This window comes from Paenibacillus hunanensis, from assembly GCF_034055775.1.
Lineage (GTDB): Bacteria > Bacillota > Bacilli > Paenibacillales > Paenibacillaceae > Saccharibacillus > Saccharibacillus hunanensis.
This window is the reverse complement of sequence record NZ_CP139194.1, coordinates 2,382,324-2,398,530: the sequence shown is the minus strand read 5'-3', so window position 1 is coordinate 2,398,530 and position 16,207 is coordinate 2,382,324. Positions and strand designations below refer to the sequence as shown.

Genomic DNA, 16,207 nt, shown 5'->3' with positions numbered 1-16,207 from the left:
GATCAGCAGTCTAGAGCTCGCTCTGGCAATAGTCAGGAACAGCGTTCTTCGCGGCCGAAGACACGAAAAGGAAATCAGCCTGCTGCTCGATCAACCGATTCCAATGCTACAGCAGCACGTACTCGTTCCGATCGTCAGCAGATGACGAAGCGAGCAGCTGTAGATAAAAAGCTCAGAGCTTCTAGCGCAGCAACACAGCCGCCGTATGAAACAGAGCCTACTGATATGGATATTATGGATTCTCATTCGTCACCGACTCATGCAGTAGCCAATGTAATCGTTCCCGTGCTATATGAGGACAATCATGTGATTGGTGTGGTAAAGCCAGTGAACATCCCTTCGCAGGCAGATGACACCGGAGATGCGGATATGTTGACTCTGATCAAGCAGGACTTGAAGCAGCGCCACCAGAAGGAAGGTAATGTATTCCTCGGTCTGGTGCATCGTCTGGATCGTCCGGTAGGTGGTGCGATGCTGTTTGCCAAAACGTCCAAAGGTGCTTCACGCCTATCTGACTCCGTGCGTAGCGGTAAGCTTGGCAAACGATACGTGGCTGTATTGCGAGGTATCCCTGCTCATTCACAGGCGACACTCAAGGATACCTTGCTGAAAAATTCGCGTACGAACACATCTGCGGTGGTAGCTTCTGGAACAGCAGGCGGCAAAGACGCGGTGCTGGATTACGAGGTGCTGGCTACAGATCAACAAGCTAATCTGTCACTCGTACTCATCAAGCTGCATACTGGACGCTCACACCAGATTCGTGTGCAGATGGCACATGCTGGACATCCACTATTTGGTGACCAGCGCTATGGTGGTGGTCTGAATCGCCCTGGCGAACAGCTTGCCCTATGGTCCGTGCTAGCCTCTGCTCCGCATCCGGTTAAAGATGAGCTGGTGAGTATTGTATCACTGCCACCACGTACCAAGCCGTGGACACAGTGGTCAGAAGCGCTTTATGATCAGCTTGCAAAGCGATTGGAATATGAGCTGGATTAGGCTGATTGGAATATAATGTTGATTTTAATATTTAATAGAATGAAATGAAAATAGCCTTCACAGAGGATGCTATGGAATAGGGCTGACATTATGATATGTCGCATTCCATGCTCTCTAGTGAAGGCTTTTTGATTTGAAGGGTTTTAAGTTGGGACAACGTTATTTGTACAGAAACAAGTAGAAGGGTAATAAAGAATTTAAAGAATTTAAAGAATTTAAAGAATTTAAAGAATTTAAAGAATTTAAAGAATTTAAAGAATTTAGAGAATTTAGAGAATTTAAAGAATTTAGAGAATTTAGAGAATTTAGAGAATTTAGAGATTTTAGAGCATTTAGAGATTTTAGTGCATTTAGAGATTTTAGTGCTCATAGAACTGTAGTGATTTTTATGAGTATTTTACTTTTGTGTTCTATATACTTCTAACATTCCTATTTTCGCTACTTCTAACAACGTTTCTACTTATGCTTTTCAATATTGCTACTCGCATGAAGCAGTAGCTTTTTCAAAACATGGATACTGCTCTCATTGGCGACTGCTTTGATCGGTTCGATTTTCACAGCATCAGATGTACACTTTGTAGTTGTGATGTTGCTCTGTAGCAGTTGATCTGCAATTGCGCTGGCTACCTGGTTCTCAGACGTATTTGATTTTGATTTCGTCGATATGTGATTGGAATCGTTCTGATTATTCGCTGCGACTACATTAGCCCCTCCCTCCGCTGTAGCCTCTATGTCATTATCATTATGTTTACACTCATAATAAGCAATCTGTACATGAACAGGCTGCTTACCAGCCAGTAAAAGAGGCTGCCAGCTCATATAAGCCGTCTGATCGGCTTGCTGTGCGATACGTTCGGGCAAAATAGCGACACCCTGACCATGACGGATCAATGTCAGCATCGTATCCAGAGAATCGACATGACGAATATTCCATACATATTCAGGATAACGATCGATATAGTCGAGTGTAGCCTGATGATACGGACAATCCGTATCCCGCATAACCAGTACAGGATAATGAAGTAGCTGTTCGGGTAAACTCTTCTTCTCTGCTGCCGTCACTGAATGCTTGGCAAAAGAAGCTAACGGCATCGTCCATCCTATATTTTCCTGTATCGTAAACTGGCAAATCGCTTGCTCCGGTTGATCTTGCCACGGACGATTTAATAAAATTCCATCTAATTCACCAGCGAGTAGCATAACAATTAACTCGCGCGAGGAACGTGTGTATACTTCTAGCGCCAATTCTCCATTCATGATCGCTTCGGTTAAATAGCCCGATGTAATCGTAAAGGTGGCTCCAATTCGAAGCGGCGCAATCGTTTTTGACGAAGCAATGGATCGAAATTCTGCCTGTGCCTGCTCCATCAGCTCTACCATGCGATCAGCGTACATCAATAACCGCTCACCCGCCGGCAATAGCTGTACACCACGTGGTGTACGTATAAATAGTTCCGTATGTAGCTCCTGCTCCAGCCTGCGCACTCGTGTCGTAATATTAGACTGCACGTAGCCCAGTGCATGAGCAGCAGCAGACATCGAACCGAGCCGAGCGACATGGCGAAAAATGACTAAATCATTCAATTCCAATCTGCCTGCTCCTTCCTGTCTATATCATTGCTTCATCGATCGTAATCGTTTTAGGCGTAACTAGCTTCTATACGCAGCGTGTGATCTGATAGCCAATTCGCCTTCATCCATCTTAAATAAATGATGATTGAAAGAGGATCACGCTATTCTATTCGTCGAGGCATTCATTGGATCAGGGCATCACTTTTAATGATACCCTACTCATTTCTAATCATTATACAGCTCTTTGTCTGTGGCTGTACAATAAGGCTACAAGTCAGACAGCGCTGACCAGCTTGTAGGGTAAAATATTATGGATCACTAAAGGAGCTTATGTATGATTGGAATGCAATATACTATTCAACTACCTGCTGATTATGATATGAATATTATTTATGATCGTGTCCAGCAAAATGGTCATAAGACAGATGGCTATGCGGGGCTGTTATTCAAAGCTTATTTGGTCAGTGTGAAAGGTTCCTACGGTCAATTATCGAATAGTTATTGTCCACTTTATGTATGGAATCATCAGGATGGTATCCATTCCTTTTTGTTTGATGGGCCGTATGATTCGATTTTACAATCATTTGGCTGGCAGCATGTACAGATTGGTATTCCGATGGAGCTGCCTTTATCTCAACCATCTATTCTAGCACAATCCGAGTCACATCGTGATAATAAGGGACGCCACTTGACATTAACAGCAGAGCGTTTACAGCAGGCGCGCTATGTTATCGAATATATCGGCTCGATTCAGCCAGCACGCTCTTTACAAGAAGTGCCCAATGCAATTGCTAGGCATCTTCAAGCACAGGGACTTGAACCGCTCGCTTTACACCATCAGGGTCAACTGCTGATCTATAACCCGGATAAATGGGCTTACCATCAATTTTATTTTGTAGAGACGGTGCCCGAAAGTGTACCCGATTGCTGTAATGTATATACGATTTTGCACTGGTCATTTGGTGTAGAAGCTTAAATATTTCCGGATTAGACTTTTAGCAGAAGTTCAGTTTATCCGTTAATATACAAACCGAAGTAAATATACGAATCAAAATGATGATCAAGTGAAGGCACTTCGTTTGTATTCTATAGTTTTATTTTACAGTTGGTATCCTATCGCTTCACTACAACTAGCTTTACAAAGCTTTGACTATGTACACGATAAAGAAGCTCTAAGATAAATAAGCTACAAGATGAAGAAGCCAGTTCATTCCGTATCGGAAGAACTGGCTTTTTCATTTAACATCATTCATTTAACATCATTCATTTAACATCATTCATTTAACATCAATTATTTAACGTCATTTATTTAAGCTGATTCTTTGAATATCATTCGTTTAGTCTCATTCGATTGCCCCATATCATTTCAACAGCTCGATACGAAGAGGAGCGCTATTGTAATATTCAGCTTGGAAATTTATAGCTCAGGAGGAATGAAAATTCCTTCTATCTATTAAGACTCAGCGCTATTCGTTGACAAATCCTCCAGCACCGCAATAATAGTATCATTACGATCCAGTGTGATAATCGACTTGCCGACATGTCGGCGTTCATCGGTTTGCAGAGCTTGCTTACTGCTAAATGGAATCGTGCGGTTCGGTGGTGTGATCGCGATAAAGGAACGATGATCACGACATACATAAGCGGCAATGATACGATTGCCATTTGGTTTAACACGTTTACCTTCCTTCAGTTCAAAGGTCGATACACCTTTTCCGCCGCGGCTTTGCGTCTGATATTGTAGCATCGATGTACGTTTAGCATAACCTAGATCGGTCATAACCATCAGCTGTCCATCCTCTTCACCATCAACCCATAGTGAGGTGACGACCTCATCATCGTCTACGAGCTGGATACCGCGTACTCCAGTCGATACACGACCCATCGTGCTTACTTCTTCGGCACGGAAGCGAATGCTCATCCCGTTTTTCGTAATCAACATCAGATCGCGCGCTTGCTCACCTCTTGTTACGGACAATACCTCATCGCCTTCACCGAGCTTGCAGGCAGCCACAGCGCCAGAGCGCTTGGTTGCATAATCCTTGACCTCAGTACGTTTGACCTGACCGCGCTTGGTCACAAACACCAGACTGCCTGTTTCCTGCTCCAGATTACGTACCGGAAGAATGCCAACGATTCGATCTTCACGTGTCATCGAGATCACGTTAACGATCGCTGTCCCGTTATCCTTCCATTTGAAGTCTGGAATCTGGTGTACAGGCAATACAAAATATTGACCACGCTGTGTGAAGACGAGCAGGTTGTCCAGCGTGTTCACGTCGAGCACCTCGCGGATAAAGTCGTCTTCCTTCGCGCCAGAACCGCTACGTTCTGCACCGGAACGTGTGAAGGATAGCATACTTGTACGCTTGATGTAGCCATCATTGGATAAGGTTACCAGCACATCCTCGGAGTTCACCATAACCTCCAGGTTCACCTTCAGCTCTTCGACTTCATCGCGAATTTCCGAACGACGGTTGATGCCGAAGCGCTCATGGCTCTCCATCAGTTCTTTTTTGATCACACCGATCAGCTTTTTATCGCTATCCAAAATCGCTTGCAGTGTCTTGATCTTTTTCTGGATATCAGCCAGTTCTTTTTCGACCTGATTAATTTCCAGATTGGTTAAACGATACAGTTGCAGGCTTAGAATAGCATCGGATTGACGCTCGGTTAAGCCAAACATCCATTGCAGATTCTGGTGTGCATCCTGACGATTATTGGAGGCTTTGATCGCAGCAATCACTTCATCCAGTACATTCAGTGCTTTTGCCAGACCTTCCAGCACATGAGCACGTGCTTCTAACTTGTCCAGATCATATTGTGTACGACGTGTAACGACTTCACGCTGATGGGCAATATAGGCTTGCAAAATGCCCTTCAAGCCCAGCTGCTGCGGCGCCTTATTCACGATTGCCACCATATTAAAGTTGTAATTCACCTGTAGATCGGTCTTTTTCAGCAAAAATGCCAGTATGCCTTCCGCATCGGCATCCTTTTTCAGCTCGACGACAATACGCAAACCATCGCGTCCGCTCTCATCACGTACTTCGGCAATACCTTCTACCTTTTTCTCCAGACGCAGGTTTTCCATCGCCGTTACAAGACGAACCTTAACGACCTGGTACGGAATCTCCGTAATAACGATCTGCTGCTTACCTCCACGAAGTGTCTCAATTTCTGTCTTCGCACGTACATAGATCCGACCTTTACCGGATTCGTATGCTTCACGAATGCCTGAGCCACCCATAATGATGCCGCCTGTTGGAAAGTCTGGGCCTTTAACATAGTTCATCAGCTCATCCAGCTCCATCGCTGGATTTTCCATCAGGGCGATACACGCATCGATAACCTCCTGCAAATTATGCGGCGGAATCTCTGTTGCAAAACCAGAGGAAATACCACTTACGCCGTTAACGAGCAGGTTCGGATAACGTGCAGGTAGTACCATCGGTTCCTGTGCGGTATTATCGAAGTTATCCTTGAACTGCACGGTGTTGCGATCAATATCACGCAAAATCTCCATCGCAATCGAAGATAAACGCGCTTCGGTATAACGCATTGCTGCTGCTGGATCATCATCTGGTGAACCCCAGTTCCCATGTCCATCAACGAGTGTATGTCCCATTTTCCATGGCTGTGCCATACGTACCATACCATCGTAGATCGACGAATCACCGTGCGGGTGATAGTTACCCATCACGTCGCCGACTGTTTTTGCTGATTTGCGATAACCCTTATCCGGCGTGTTACCCGATTCGTACATCGCATACAGAATACGACGCTGTACAGGCTTCAAACCATCGCGTACATCGGGGATCGCCCGATCTTGAATAATGTATTTGGAATATCGACCGAATCGGTCACCGACGACTTCTTCTAGAAACGCCGGCATATATTGTTCATTAGTAGCCATCCGTTCACCTTACCTTACCCTCCGGTCATGCCGGATTGTGATCAAAAGCTGCTGGCGTGCAAAAAGGAATGAACACATCCATCCTAAGAGGTCGTCCCATTCCCATTTGCAATTACAGCAGCTCGATGTGTATTGCTAGCTTTGTGATCTATTGTTCATGCTGACTGCTTATTCTACATATTCAGTAAAATCGACATTTTCGACAATCCAGCGTTTACGCGGGTCTACTTTATCACCCATCAAGGTGGAGACACGGCGCTCTGCCTTCGCAGCATCCTCAATCTGCACTTGAAGTAAGGTACGCGATTCTGGATTCATCGTCGTTTCCCACAGCTGCTCTGGATTCATCTCACCCAATCCTTTGTAACGCTGCAATTCCACGTTTTTGCCAAACTCCTTGAGTGATTGCTCCAGCTGCTCATCTGTCCATACGTAACGTTCATTGGTCTTTTTACCCGAACGCTGTGTAATCTTGTACAGTGGCGGCTGAGCGATATATACACGTCCGGTATCGATCAGCGGCTTCATATACCGATAAAAGAACGTTAGCAGCAGCACCTGAATGTGCGCGCCATCGGTATCGGCATCCGTCATGATGATAATTTTGGAATAGTTGCTATCCTCCACTGCAAATTCAGTACCGATACCTGCACCGATTGCCGAGGTGATAGCACGATATTCCTCATTTTTCATCACGTCTGCAAGCTTCGCTTTTTCCGGGTTCATCGGCTTCCCTTTGAGAGGAAGAATCGCCTGAATTTTGGAGTCACGTCCTTGCTTGGCTGAGCCACCAGCGGAATCACCTTCGACGATAAACAGTTCGTTTTTGGAGAAATCCTTCGATTGGGCGGGGCTGAGCTTACCGTTCAGGTTCGAGCTTTCGCTACGTTTACGACCGCTACGCATATCGTCGCGCGCTTTGCGTGCAGCTTCACGAGCACGGGAAGCCTGAATCGCCTTTTTAATCAGCTTCTGGCTTACCTGTGGATTCTCTTCCAGGAAACGCTGCATATTTTCAGCTACAACGGCGTCTACAATCCCGCGTGCAGATGAACTACCAAGCTGGTCTTTCGTTTGACCGACGAACTCGACCTCAGCCATCTTCACGCTGATGACTGCCATCATGCCTTCACGCAGATCGCCGCCTTCAAGGTTTTTGTCCTTTTCCTTGATCATGGCATTTTTACGAGCATAGTCGTTCAAAATACGTGTATAGGCTGTTTTGAAGCCTGTCTCGTGCGTACCGCCACCGCGTGTTGGAATAGAGTTAACAAAGGAAGCGATCGTCTCGGTATAGCCCGCATTGTATTGCAACGCCACCTCTACCTCGATATCATCGCGCTCTGCACTGAAATGAATCACATCATGCAGCACGTCTTTACCTTCATTTAAAAATTCTACGAACTGACTGGCGCCGCCTTCATAATAGAAGCGATCCGCCTTGTCATTACGCTCATCGCTCAGCAAAATCTCAAGCCCGGAGTTCAGAAAAGCAATCTCCTGCAAGCGCTCTGCCAGCGTATCATAGTTCAGAGCAATACCATTCTGGAATACACGAATATCCGGTTTGAAGGTGACGCGTGTACCGGTTTGCTTGGTCTTCCCGACCTCTTCCAATCCGGTTACCGGCTCACCAACATGCTCCTTGCCCTTCTTATCCGCCCAGTATTCAAAACGTTGACGATGGATTAGACCATCACGGAAAATCTCGACCTCCAGCCACTCGGACAATGCATTCGTTACCGATGCACCAACGCCGTGCAGACCGCCGGATTTCTTGTATCCACCGCCGCCAAATTTACCGCCGGCGTGCAAAATGGTAAACACGACCTGAGGCGTCGGAATGCCACTTTTGTGCATACCTGTAGGAATACCCCGGCCGTTATCGTGTACGGTTACGGAACCGTCTTTATTGAGGCTGATTTCAATCTTATTGCAGTATTTTGCCAGATGCTCGTCGACTGCATTGTCCACAATCTCCCAGACAAGATGATGCAGTCCGGACGAGCTTGTACTACCGATATACATCCCCGGACGTTTACGTACGGCGACAAGCCCTTCAAGCACCTGAATGTCGTCAGCATCATACCCGGATGGCTGTGGATTCACGCCACGGGATGAATTGGTTAAAGAATCAATCTGTTCGACCATTCAAGGTCCCCCTTCTTTCATTGCAATATGGCTACGTGCTGTTGGTACTACGCTTTAGTAAGTATAATGGTTACTCCGCAATTACGCTAGACTAGCAGCACAATAAGCCGATCCACGCGATGTTGCACGATCTGATACCCGTGTCGTTCGCTTAAACGTTGTTCAGCATACCACAAACAGGCAGGCTTCGCATGTGTTTTATAGGTACAAATCTAGCATATTCACTAGCACGATATCAAAAATGCAAACACATGTTTCCATTTACTCTATCTATTCTAATTCAAATGCTGCTATTCGTAAAGCAAATGTTATTGAATATAGGGGCTATATACAAAATCACCGTTCGCAAAGAAATGAATCTACGCGAACGGTGATTTTCCATTGCCACATGCTCCACAGTAGCGAAATGCCACTTTTAGCTACGATGTGCATATGCCTGCTATTTTATCTTTTACTTTTAATACATTCCGCTTACAAGCACAGCTCTCCTATCACTTTCGTCTGCCGAACAACAGTTAATTCAGCACATCTCGCTTCGTAAATACAGCAAACGAAACGACCAGCGACACGGCAGCCCAGATGGCGAGCACAGTGAGCGAGAAGGGCAATGTCATGCCATCTATAGGAGCCGGGCTGCCAGACAGATAGTTGGTCAGACCCAGATTCACCATAAACAAATACTTCGCGCTTGCCCAGGAGGACGCCATATTCGTCAAAATCGTACCCGCGATTAGCGCCGCCATCATAATAACGATACTGGCAGCCGTACTGCGTACCAGCACCGACACCATAAAGGCAAGCAAGCCGACACATAGACCGACAAACCAGATCAGTCCCATTTGCATTAAAATAAATTGCCACTGATCTACCGCATGCACGGTGTCCATATTCACACCCGCATCACTTGGCTGGAAGCCTGTGAATACGGGCATCGTAAAGCCAGAATAACCGAAGACAAGCCCGGATATACCATAACAAATAATAAAGGTAGATATGACAATCAGGGATGTGAACATCGTTAAGGTGATCAGCTTGCTCAGCAAAATTTTCCATCGCCTTACAGGCCGAGTCAGCAGCATTTTGATCGTACCGCCTGTACGCTCACCGGAAACGAGATCCGATGCGATGGTCATAATAAGAAGTGGAATAAACAGGCTGCTGGAGTTATCCAGAAATTCTCTCGTAAAGGTAACGCCGCCTGGCTCATTCGGGTTCACATCATTTTGCAAATAATACTGCATCTGCTGGATAAAGATACGACGGTACTTCTTCCATTCCTCAGGCACACGATCACTGCCGAGCGAGTTCTGATTATCGGTAATCGCCTGCTGTAGCTCCACTCGCCAGTCGTCTCCGAATTTGGAGCGATTCTCCTGCGCTTCACGCATCGACGCATAGGTGAACATCGGTACGAGCACAAGCAGCACGAGTAGTACAACATAGAAGCGTTTCTTTTTAATAATTTTGATCGTTTCATTTTGGACGAGCGGCCAGATGCTATTCAATCGTCTCACCCTCCGTTATGCCGAGGAACAGTTGCTCCAGGGTAGGATTTAGTTTGCGCACATTATGCACAGCAATTCCAGCCTGCACCAGCTCGCGGATCGCGACAGGAATTTGCTCCTCCGGTGTACGGGTGATAATACTATTCGCAGTTAGCGAAGCAGCGGTGTCATTATCCAGATGTGCTTCATTATGATCCAGCACGCTAATACCGGATAACGAGCCGAGTAATGCTGCACCACGCTCCGATTCAGCCAGCTCCCAGATGACCAGATGCTCCTTATCCTCGACCAGCTCTTCTACACTGCCTACCGCCATCACTCGTCCACTACCAACAATGGCAACACGGTCACACAATAACTGAATCTCACTTAACAAATGACTGGATACGAAGACAGCCATTCCCTGCGCCGCCAGCTCACGAATGAACAGACGCATATCCCGAATGCCTTTCGGGTCAAGACCATTCGTCGGCTCATCTAAAATAAGCAGGCGTGGTCGACCGAGCAATGCCTGCGCAATGCCTAGCCGCTGGCGCATCCCCAGTGAATACTTGCTCACTTTATCGTGAATCCGTTCATCCAGCCGAACAATCTCGGTCACTTCCTGAATCCGGCGCTCATCTACACCGGGCTGCATACGGGCAAAATGCTGTAGATTTTCCCAGCCAGTCAGGTAAGGATACATTTCGGGATTCTCAACGATCGAGCCAACATAGGCGAGCGCCTTTTCTGGCTCGCGATTCACATCATAGCCGCAAATCGTAATTTTGCCTTCTGTCGGTCGAATCAGATCGACGAGCATCCGAATCGTTGTCGTCTTCCCTGCCCCGTTTGGCCCGAGAAAGCCAAAGATTTCACCTGCGCGCACGGTAAAGGTTACGTCTTTAATAATCCAGCGCTTGCCGATTTTCTTTTTTACATGTTCGGCAGACAGAACGATCTCGTGCTCCTGTACGGCTCCACTGCCGTTCGCTTCCGTTGACGGAGCGAGCGTTGCGGACTGCTCGGATGTTGTTTTTTTTATCATATAAAAGGCTCCTTCCACCTTCATCAACGGATATTGTGGGATCAATATGAGAGCTGCTGCTCCTATCTATTGAAGACTTTGTACGACACGCTCAGCAATCTGTTCGTAGCCTGTACCGTTAGGATGGAAATGATCAGAGGACAGGTATTTATTCAAATTGTTCTGGAACAGATCGAAGGTAGGGATAAGCATCATGTGTGGCTGCTTGTTAATAATGTCCATCACCGATGTATTCCATGAGGTAACAGCTTGATTGCCTGGCACGCGAAGCTCCTGTAGATCGCCAAATGGATTGTACAATCCGAGGTAAATAATCTGTGCATCTGGATTGATTTCACGTAAACGAGTCAAAATTTGCTTTAAGCGTGCAGCCGTTTCCGGTGCATTTTTGAGCATCTGACTGGCATCCGGTGTTTGCTGCTGCAAATTACCCAGCGCTTCGCCGCCGTTGAACAGGTCATTCGCACCGACAGACAGCAGGATCAGATTCGCTTGCTGTAGCGCATGCTTAACGCCAGCTTGATCGAGCGAAGACAGCACCTGCTCTGTTTTCTGCCCATTGATGCCTAGATTGGATACGAGCTTAGCGCTAACGCCCTTCTGTTGCAACAGATCAACCGTACGACGGACAAATCCGCTCCCATCGTCATCGCCCGTTCCTTTTGCCAGCGAATCGCCAAGAGCAACGACACGTACACCATCTGACAGAGGCGGAACGGTGCTTGCTGCCGAATTGCCTGTTGTCTGTGTGCCGCCGTCCGATTCACTGGCACTATACGTGCTACCAACCGGGTTCACTACGTCCTTGATGGCGTACACAAAGCCGCCAATCAGCAACACAGTAGCAACAATGGAGGCAATACTTGTGATCCTCCAGATTAAAGAAGAAGATGCATGTGGCTTCATAAATGAACCTCCAGCTAGTCATTTAATATTATGATAGTAATCTTGTGACAGCGAATTGGTTGCATGTGCAACCGAGTGTGTCCCTTTCATTATATACAAGGATCACTGCAACTTCCAAATGTGCAGAAGCTATCTTTTTCATACTTTGATCAGAATGAATATAAAGGTGATGATGACCAATAAAAAATGCTTTCTTCAAGCAAAAGAAACGGATGTATGCCGTTATCTTTTACCCGAAGAAAGCATATTGTTACCAGTACGCTGGTTAGAGGGTTAGTTTGATGTATATATTTCAATTCGATGATAGAAAAGGAATGGGCACAGCCTGCACCTTTCAGTGAAAGCTGATGTTAGCAACATTTATCCTTGCTGTAATGAAAATATATAGTTTAAGAAAGTGCACAAAAGTTGCAATCCGGTGACATCAAGAAGCTAGATAATGGATGATGTGTGTATCTTAAAGTATCGATCAGCTAGCCACCCCTCAAAACGTAATCCCAGCATCTATGACCATTTAACGCGTAAAATAATGCCCTGCTTCCAAATCTTCCAGCAGTCCAATATGCGATGGCTTCCAATCCAGCCATTGGCGAGTCAGATCGCTAGAAATCGGCGTATCTGCTGCTGCCGCAAATTGAATCCAGCCAAAATGCTCGGCGGCTTGCTCTGGCGGAATACTTGTGACGGGCACATTCAGATGACGACCAATCACCTCAGCAATCCCTTTAAATTCAATGCTACCTTCGTCTACTCCATGCAGTCTGGAGCCAGCTTCTGCCTGCTCCAGCGCTTTGCGGAATAATACGGCTGCATCCAAGCGATGCACAGCCGACCAACGATTGCTACCATCGCCTACATACGCGGAAACGCCTTTCTCCCGTGCTAGCTCGATCAGTGTATAGATAAAGCCGTGATCGCCCTCGCCGTGTACAGTCGGCGCCAGACGTACAACTGCTGCACGAATGCCACGCTCGACTAATTCATCCGCTGCCTTCTCCGAATGACGGGTTGCATGAGCAGACGGGCGATCTTGCTCTGTGCCTAATTTGCCAGGTGTGAGCAGTAAAGTGCCCGATGTGAGTATAATCGGCTTGTCTGTTCCTTCCAATTCGCTACCCATCGCCAGAATCGCCTGACGATCCACTTCAGCTGAAGCTGCATAATTCGTAAAGTCATGAATAAAGCCAAGATGAATAATTCCGTCTGCTGCACGCGCCGCTTGGCGTAAGCTATCCGTATCCTCTAATGATCCACGATGAACTTCTACTCCTGCCGCACGCAATTTCTGCTCTGCTGCATCGGATCGTGCCAACCCTGTCACCTGATGCCCTGCTCTAATCAATTCCTGCACAACGACTGTACCGACAAATCCAGTTGCTCCGGTAACGAATACTTTCATTTGAATAGCCTCCCTAGAATGATCTGATTACGTACAAGCACAGCATAAAGTATAGAGTTCACTCTATAGCAATAGCCATTTTTTAGGTTTATAATGATCCTATGAAAACTACCTTCTCAAGTAAAGAAGTCGCTGCCGAAACCGGTATGAGTGTACATACACTCCGTTATTATGAACAGCTAGGTCTGATTCAAGGTATTCAGCGAGATGATAATGGCTATCGCATGTACACAGAATCGGATATCAAATGGTTTCAGGTTATTGGTCATTTTCGCGATATGGGACTGCCGATTAAGGAAATGCAGGCATTCCAGTCCATGCCCAAAAACAGCCCCGGCTCTGCTACCGCACGCCGCGAATTTATGGAGGAATATCGCGTTAAGGTCGTCGAACAATTAGCAGAGCTACAGAGCACCTTACAAAAGGTCGATCGCAAAATCGACTTCTTCAAAAATTTAGAAAAAAAGGAGCAGGCTTCAGAATTTTCATCTGTGGTGCGTTCATAATATAAGAGGCAGGTTGAGCGTACAGTATATGTAGTATATGTATATGGTGTAGGTAGGAGCCAGCCTACATGGAATAGCGATAGAATAGACTGCATAACCATTATTTTGCATCAGCATCATTTAGAATGACTGGAACACAACGCAAACCGCGCAAGGCTAACGGCAGCTCGATCTCATTCCTGCTGGTTAACTTTGCGCGGTTTGTATTGCTATTTGTATTATGGATGGAGTTTAATTCGGGTTGATTCGCATATTCTTTAGGAGCAGCATATTGTCTGCCACTATACTATTCCTGCCACTATACTATTCCTGCCACAGATACACTCTCGCTTCATACGGCTCCAGCGATAAGGAACGCAGATCATGCGACCTGGCTTCCTCGGCAAGCGCGCGTCCATGATCGCCGCCATAATTGCTGATCAATAGCTGTGGTTCATGATAAGACACATGCGCATCGAGCTCGAACGACTGGGCTTGATCGGTAAAATTCAACACAACCAGCAGCTTCTGCCCTTCATATGAACGAATATAAGCAAATAGCTGCTCATCCTCCGGCTGTAGTACCGTATAATCGCCATACACGATAATCGGCTCCTGTCGGCGTAGCTCGATCAAGCGCTGATAATAATAGAAAATAGAATCCCGGTCAGCGAGTGCTTCCTGTACATTGATGTCCGTATAATTTGGATTAACGCTGATCCACGGCTGTCCCTCTGTAAAGCCAGCCTGCTCCGTACCATCCCACTGCATCGGTGTGCGCGCATTATCCCGGCTTTTGATATAGATCGATTCCATGATCGCATCGGTATCTCTTCCGGCTTGCTTGTATTCATGATACATATTTAGCGTTTCAATATCACGATAATCGTCAATTGAGGACAGGCGAATATTGGTCATCCCGATTTCTTCACCCTGATAAATGTACGGTGTTCCTTGCAACGTATGCAGCAGCGTAGCCAGCATTTTGGCAGACGGCTTGCGATAGACCGAATCATTACCAAACCGCGATACCATACGCGGCTGATCATGGTTATTCAAGTAGTTACTATTCCAGCCTTTATTGTGTAGTAGCGTTTGCCATTTGCTAATGATCTGCTTGATCTCGCTAAGACGCTATGGACGAATATCCCATTTGCCACCTGGACCCGAATCGACCTGCATCAATTCAAAATGAAATACCATATTCAGCTCGTTCCGATCCTCGCCTACATATAATGCTCCATCCTCCGGTGTCACATTAACCGTCTCGCCAACGGTCATAATGTCATAGCGTGACAACACCTTCCGATTCATCTCCTGCAAATATTCATGCACACGCGGTCCATTCACAAAATGCTGTCCACCAAAATGATACGTATGACCTTCCTCTGGTGGCATCGTGCCCATGCCCGGGTCAGGTGTATGCGCATCAGGCAGCTCTGGATTTTTGGAAATGAGATTGATCACATCCATGCGGAAGCCATCGATCCCTTTATCCAGCCACCATGTCATCATACGGTAAATCTCTTCACGCACCGTTTCATTTTCCCAGTTCAGATCGGGCTGCTTGGAGGAAAATAAATGCAGATAATATTCGTCGGTTGTCTCGTCCTTTTGCCATGCAGAGCCGCTGAAAAAGGATGCCCAATCATTCGGCTCACGTCCATCTTTGCCAGGTCGCCATATGTAGTAATCGCGATACTGATTATCTGTAGACTTACGCGATTCCGCAAACCAGTGATGCTCGTCTGAGCTATGATTAACGACCAAATCCATGATCAGCTTCATCCCACGCTGATGCAGACCTTCCAGCAGCTGTTCCCAATCCTCCATCGTGCCAAATTCGTCCATAATCTGCTGATAATTGCTAATATCATAACCGTTATCATCATTGGGCGACTGATAGACTGGACAAAGCCAGACTACATGCACACCGAGTTGCTTTAAATAATCAAGCTTACTACTAATTCCGGGCAGATCACCAATGCCATCTCCATTGCTGTCCATAAAGCTGCGTGGGTATATCTGATACACGACGCTTTCTTTCCACCATGTCTTCTTCAAGGTCATCATCCTTTCCGTTTACCTGATTATTACAGAAGCAGGGCAATCCAGATATGAACCATGTTACTCTCCATATTATTTCCCCAGTCGACGAGAATTGACACGTTCATACAGGTGTTCACAATATATTCACAGGGAAAGATTTGATTTTTGTAAATTGGAGTTGTATACTTTGTATTGTGA

The 16,207-nt window shown here is 46.3% G+C and carries 10 protein-coding genes and 1 pseudogene; 3 read left to right on the top strand and 8 right to left on the bottom strand.

Annotated features, from left to right (window positions below; genetic code table 11):
• Positions 1 to 234: 234 nt before the first annotated feature.
• Positions 235 to 999, top strand: a complete 765-nt coding sequence (locus SK066_RS09795) for an RluA family pseudouridine synthase (protein ID WP_320544842.1) — start codon at positions 235 to 237, stop codon at positions 997 to 999.
• A gap of 456 nt (positions 1,000 to 1,455) precedes the next feature.
• On the opposite strand, the gene SK066_RS09790 is transcribed toward SK066_RS09795, so the two are convergent.
• Positions 1,456 to 2,589, bottom strand: a complete 1,134-nt coding sequence (locus SK066_RS09790; protein ID WP_320544505.1) for a LysR family transcriptional regulator — start codon at positions 2,587 to 2,589, stop codon at positions 1,456 to 1,458.
• A gap of 316 nt (positions 2,590 to 2,905) precedes the next feature.
• Here SK066_RS09790 and SK066_RS09785 point away from each other — a divergent pair, with 316 nt between their 5' ends.
• Positions 2,906 to 3,547 carry a DUF4865 family protein gene (locus tag SK066_RS09785; RefSeq protein ID WP_320544504.1) on the top strand — a complete coding sequence of 214 codons (642 nt, stop codon included), beginning with the start codon at positions 2,906 to 2,908 and terminating at the stop codon, positions 3,545 to 3,547.
• 477 nt (positions 3,548 to 4,024) lie between these two features.
• Here the strand turns inward: SK066_RS09785 and gyrA are convergent, their stop codons facing one another.
• From gyrA to SK066_RS09755, 6 genes are all read right to left on the bottom strand, one after another.
• Positions 4,025 to 6,487 (bottom strand): DNA gyrase subunit A, encoded by a 2,463-nt coding sequence (gene gyrA / locus SK066_RS09780; protein ID WP_320544503.1) that lies wholly within the window; start codon positions 6,485 to 6,487, stop codon positions 4,025 to 4,027.
• Positions 6,488 to 6,655: 168 nt separating this feature from the next.
• Positions 6,656 to 8,638 carry a DNA topoisomerase IV subunit B gene (gene parE, locus SK066_RS09775; protein ID WP_320544502.1) on the bottom strand — a complete coding sequence of 661 codons (1,983 nt, stop codon included), beginning with the start codon at positions 8,636 to 8,638 and terminating at the stop codon, positions 6,656 to 6,658.
• 515 nt (positions 8,639 to 9,153) lie between these two features.
• Positions 9,154 to 10,143: an ABC transporter permease gene (locus SK066_RS09770; RefSeq protein WP_188775496.1), complete on the bottom strand. Its 990-nt coding sequence runs from the start codon at positions 10,141 to 10,143 to the stop codon at positions 9,154 to 9,156.
• Positions 10,136 to 11,170: an ABC transporter ATP-binding protein gene (locus tag SK066_RS09765; RefSeq protein WP_250345372.1), complete on the bottom strand. Its 1,035-nt coding sequence runs from the start codon at positions 11,168 to 11,170 to the stop codon at positions 10,136 to 10,138. The genes SK066_RS09770 and SK066_RS09765 overlap by 8 nt, the downstream gene beginning before the upstream one ends.
• 66 nt (positions 11,171 to 11,236) lie before the next feature.
• Positions 11,237 to 12,076 (bottom strand): GDSL-type esterase/lipase family protein, encoded by an 840-nt coding sequence (locus SK066_RS09760; RefSeq protein ID WP_320544501.1) that lies wholly within the window; start codon positions 12,074 to 12,076, stop codon positions 11,237 to 11,239.
• A 514-nt stretch (positions 12,077 to 12,590) separates the two neighbouring features.
• On the bottom strand, positions 12,591 to 13,475 hold the full coding sequence (locus SK066_RS09755; RefSeq protein ID WP_320544500.1) for an SDR family oxidoreductase: 885 nt from the start codon (positions 13,473 to 13,475) through the stop codon (positions 12,591 to 12,593).
• A 101-nt stretch (positions 13,476 to 13,576) separates the two neighbouring features.
• Here SK066_RS09755 and SK066_RS09750 point away from each other — a divergent pair, with 101 nt between their 5' ends.
• Positions 13,577 to 13,981: a MerR family transcriptional regulator gene (locus SK066_RS09750; protein ID WP_320544499.1), complete on the top strand. Its 405-nt coding sequence runs from the start codon at positions 13,577 to 13,579 to the stop codon at positions 13,979 to 13,981.
• Positions 13,982 to 14,284: 303 nt separating this feature from the next.
• Here SK066_RS09750 and SK066_RS09745 read toward each other — a convergent pair.
• Positions 14,285 to 16,024, bottom strand: a pseudogene (locus tag SK066_RS09745) (glycoside hydrolase family 13 protein).
• Positions 16,025 to 16,207 lie beyond the last annotated feature (183 nt).

What these genes read in the sequence shown, in the direction of transcription:
- SK066_RS09760 (WP_320544501.1), bottom strand. Translation starts at nt 12,076, where the DNA reads ATGAAGCCACATGCATCTTCTTCTTTAATCTGGAGGATCACAAGTATT.
- SK066_RS09785 (WP_320544504.1), top strand. Translation starts at nt 2,906, where the DNA reads ATGATTGGAATGCAATATACTATTCAACTACCTGCTGATTATGATATG.
- SK066_RS09795 (WP_320544842.1), top strand. Translation starts at nt 235, where the DNA reads ATGGATTCTCATTCGTCACCGACTCATGCAGTAGCCAATGTAATCGTT.
- parE (WP_320544502.1), bottom strand. Translation starts at nt 8,638, where the DNA reads ATGGTCGAACAGATTGATTCTTTAACCAATTCATCCCGTGGCGTGAAT.
- gyrA (WP_320544503.1), bottom strand. Translation starts at nt 6,487, where the DNA reads ATGGCTACTAATGAACAATATATGCCGGCGTTTCTAGAAGAAGTCGTC.
- SK066_RS09750 (WP_320544499.1), top strand. Translation starts at nt 13,577, where the DNA reads ATGAAAACTACCTTCTCAAGTAAAGAAGTCGCTGCCGAAACCGGTATG.
- SK066_RS09765 (WP_250345372.1), bottom strand. Translation starts at nt 11,170, where the DNA reads ATGATAAAAAAAACAACATCCGAGCAGTCCGCAACGCTCGCTCCGTCA.
- SK066_RS09755 (WP_320544500.1), bottom strand. Translation starts at nt 13,475, where the DNA reads ATGAAAGTATTCGTTACCGGAGCAACTGGATTTGTCGGTACAGTCGTT.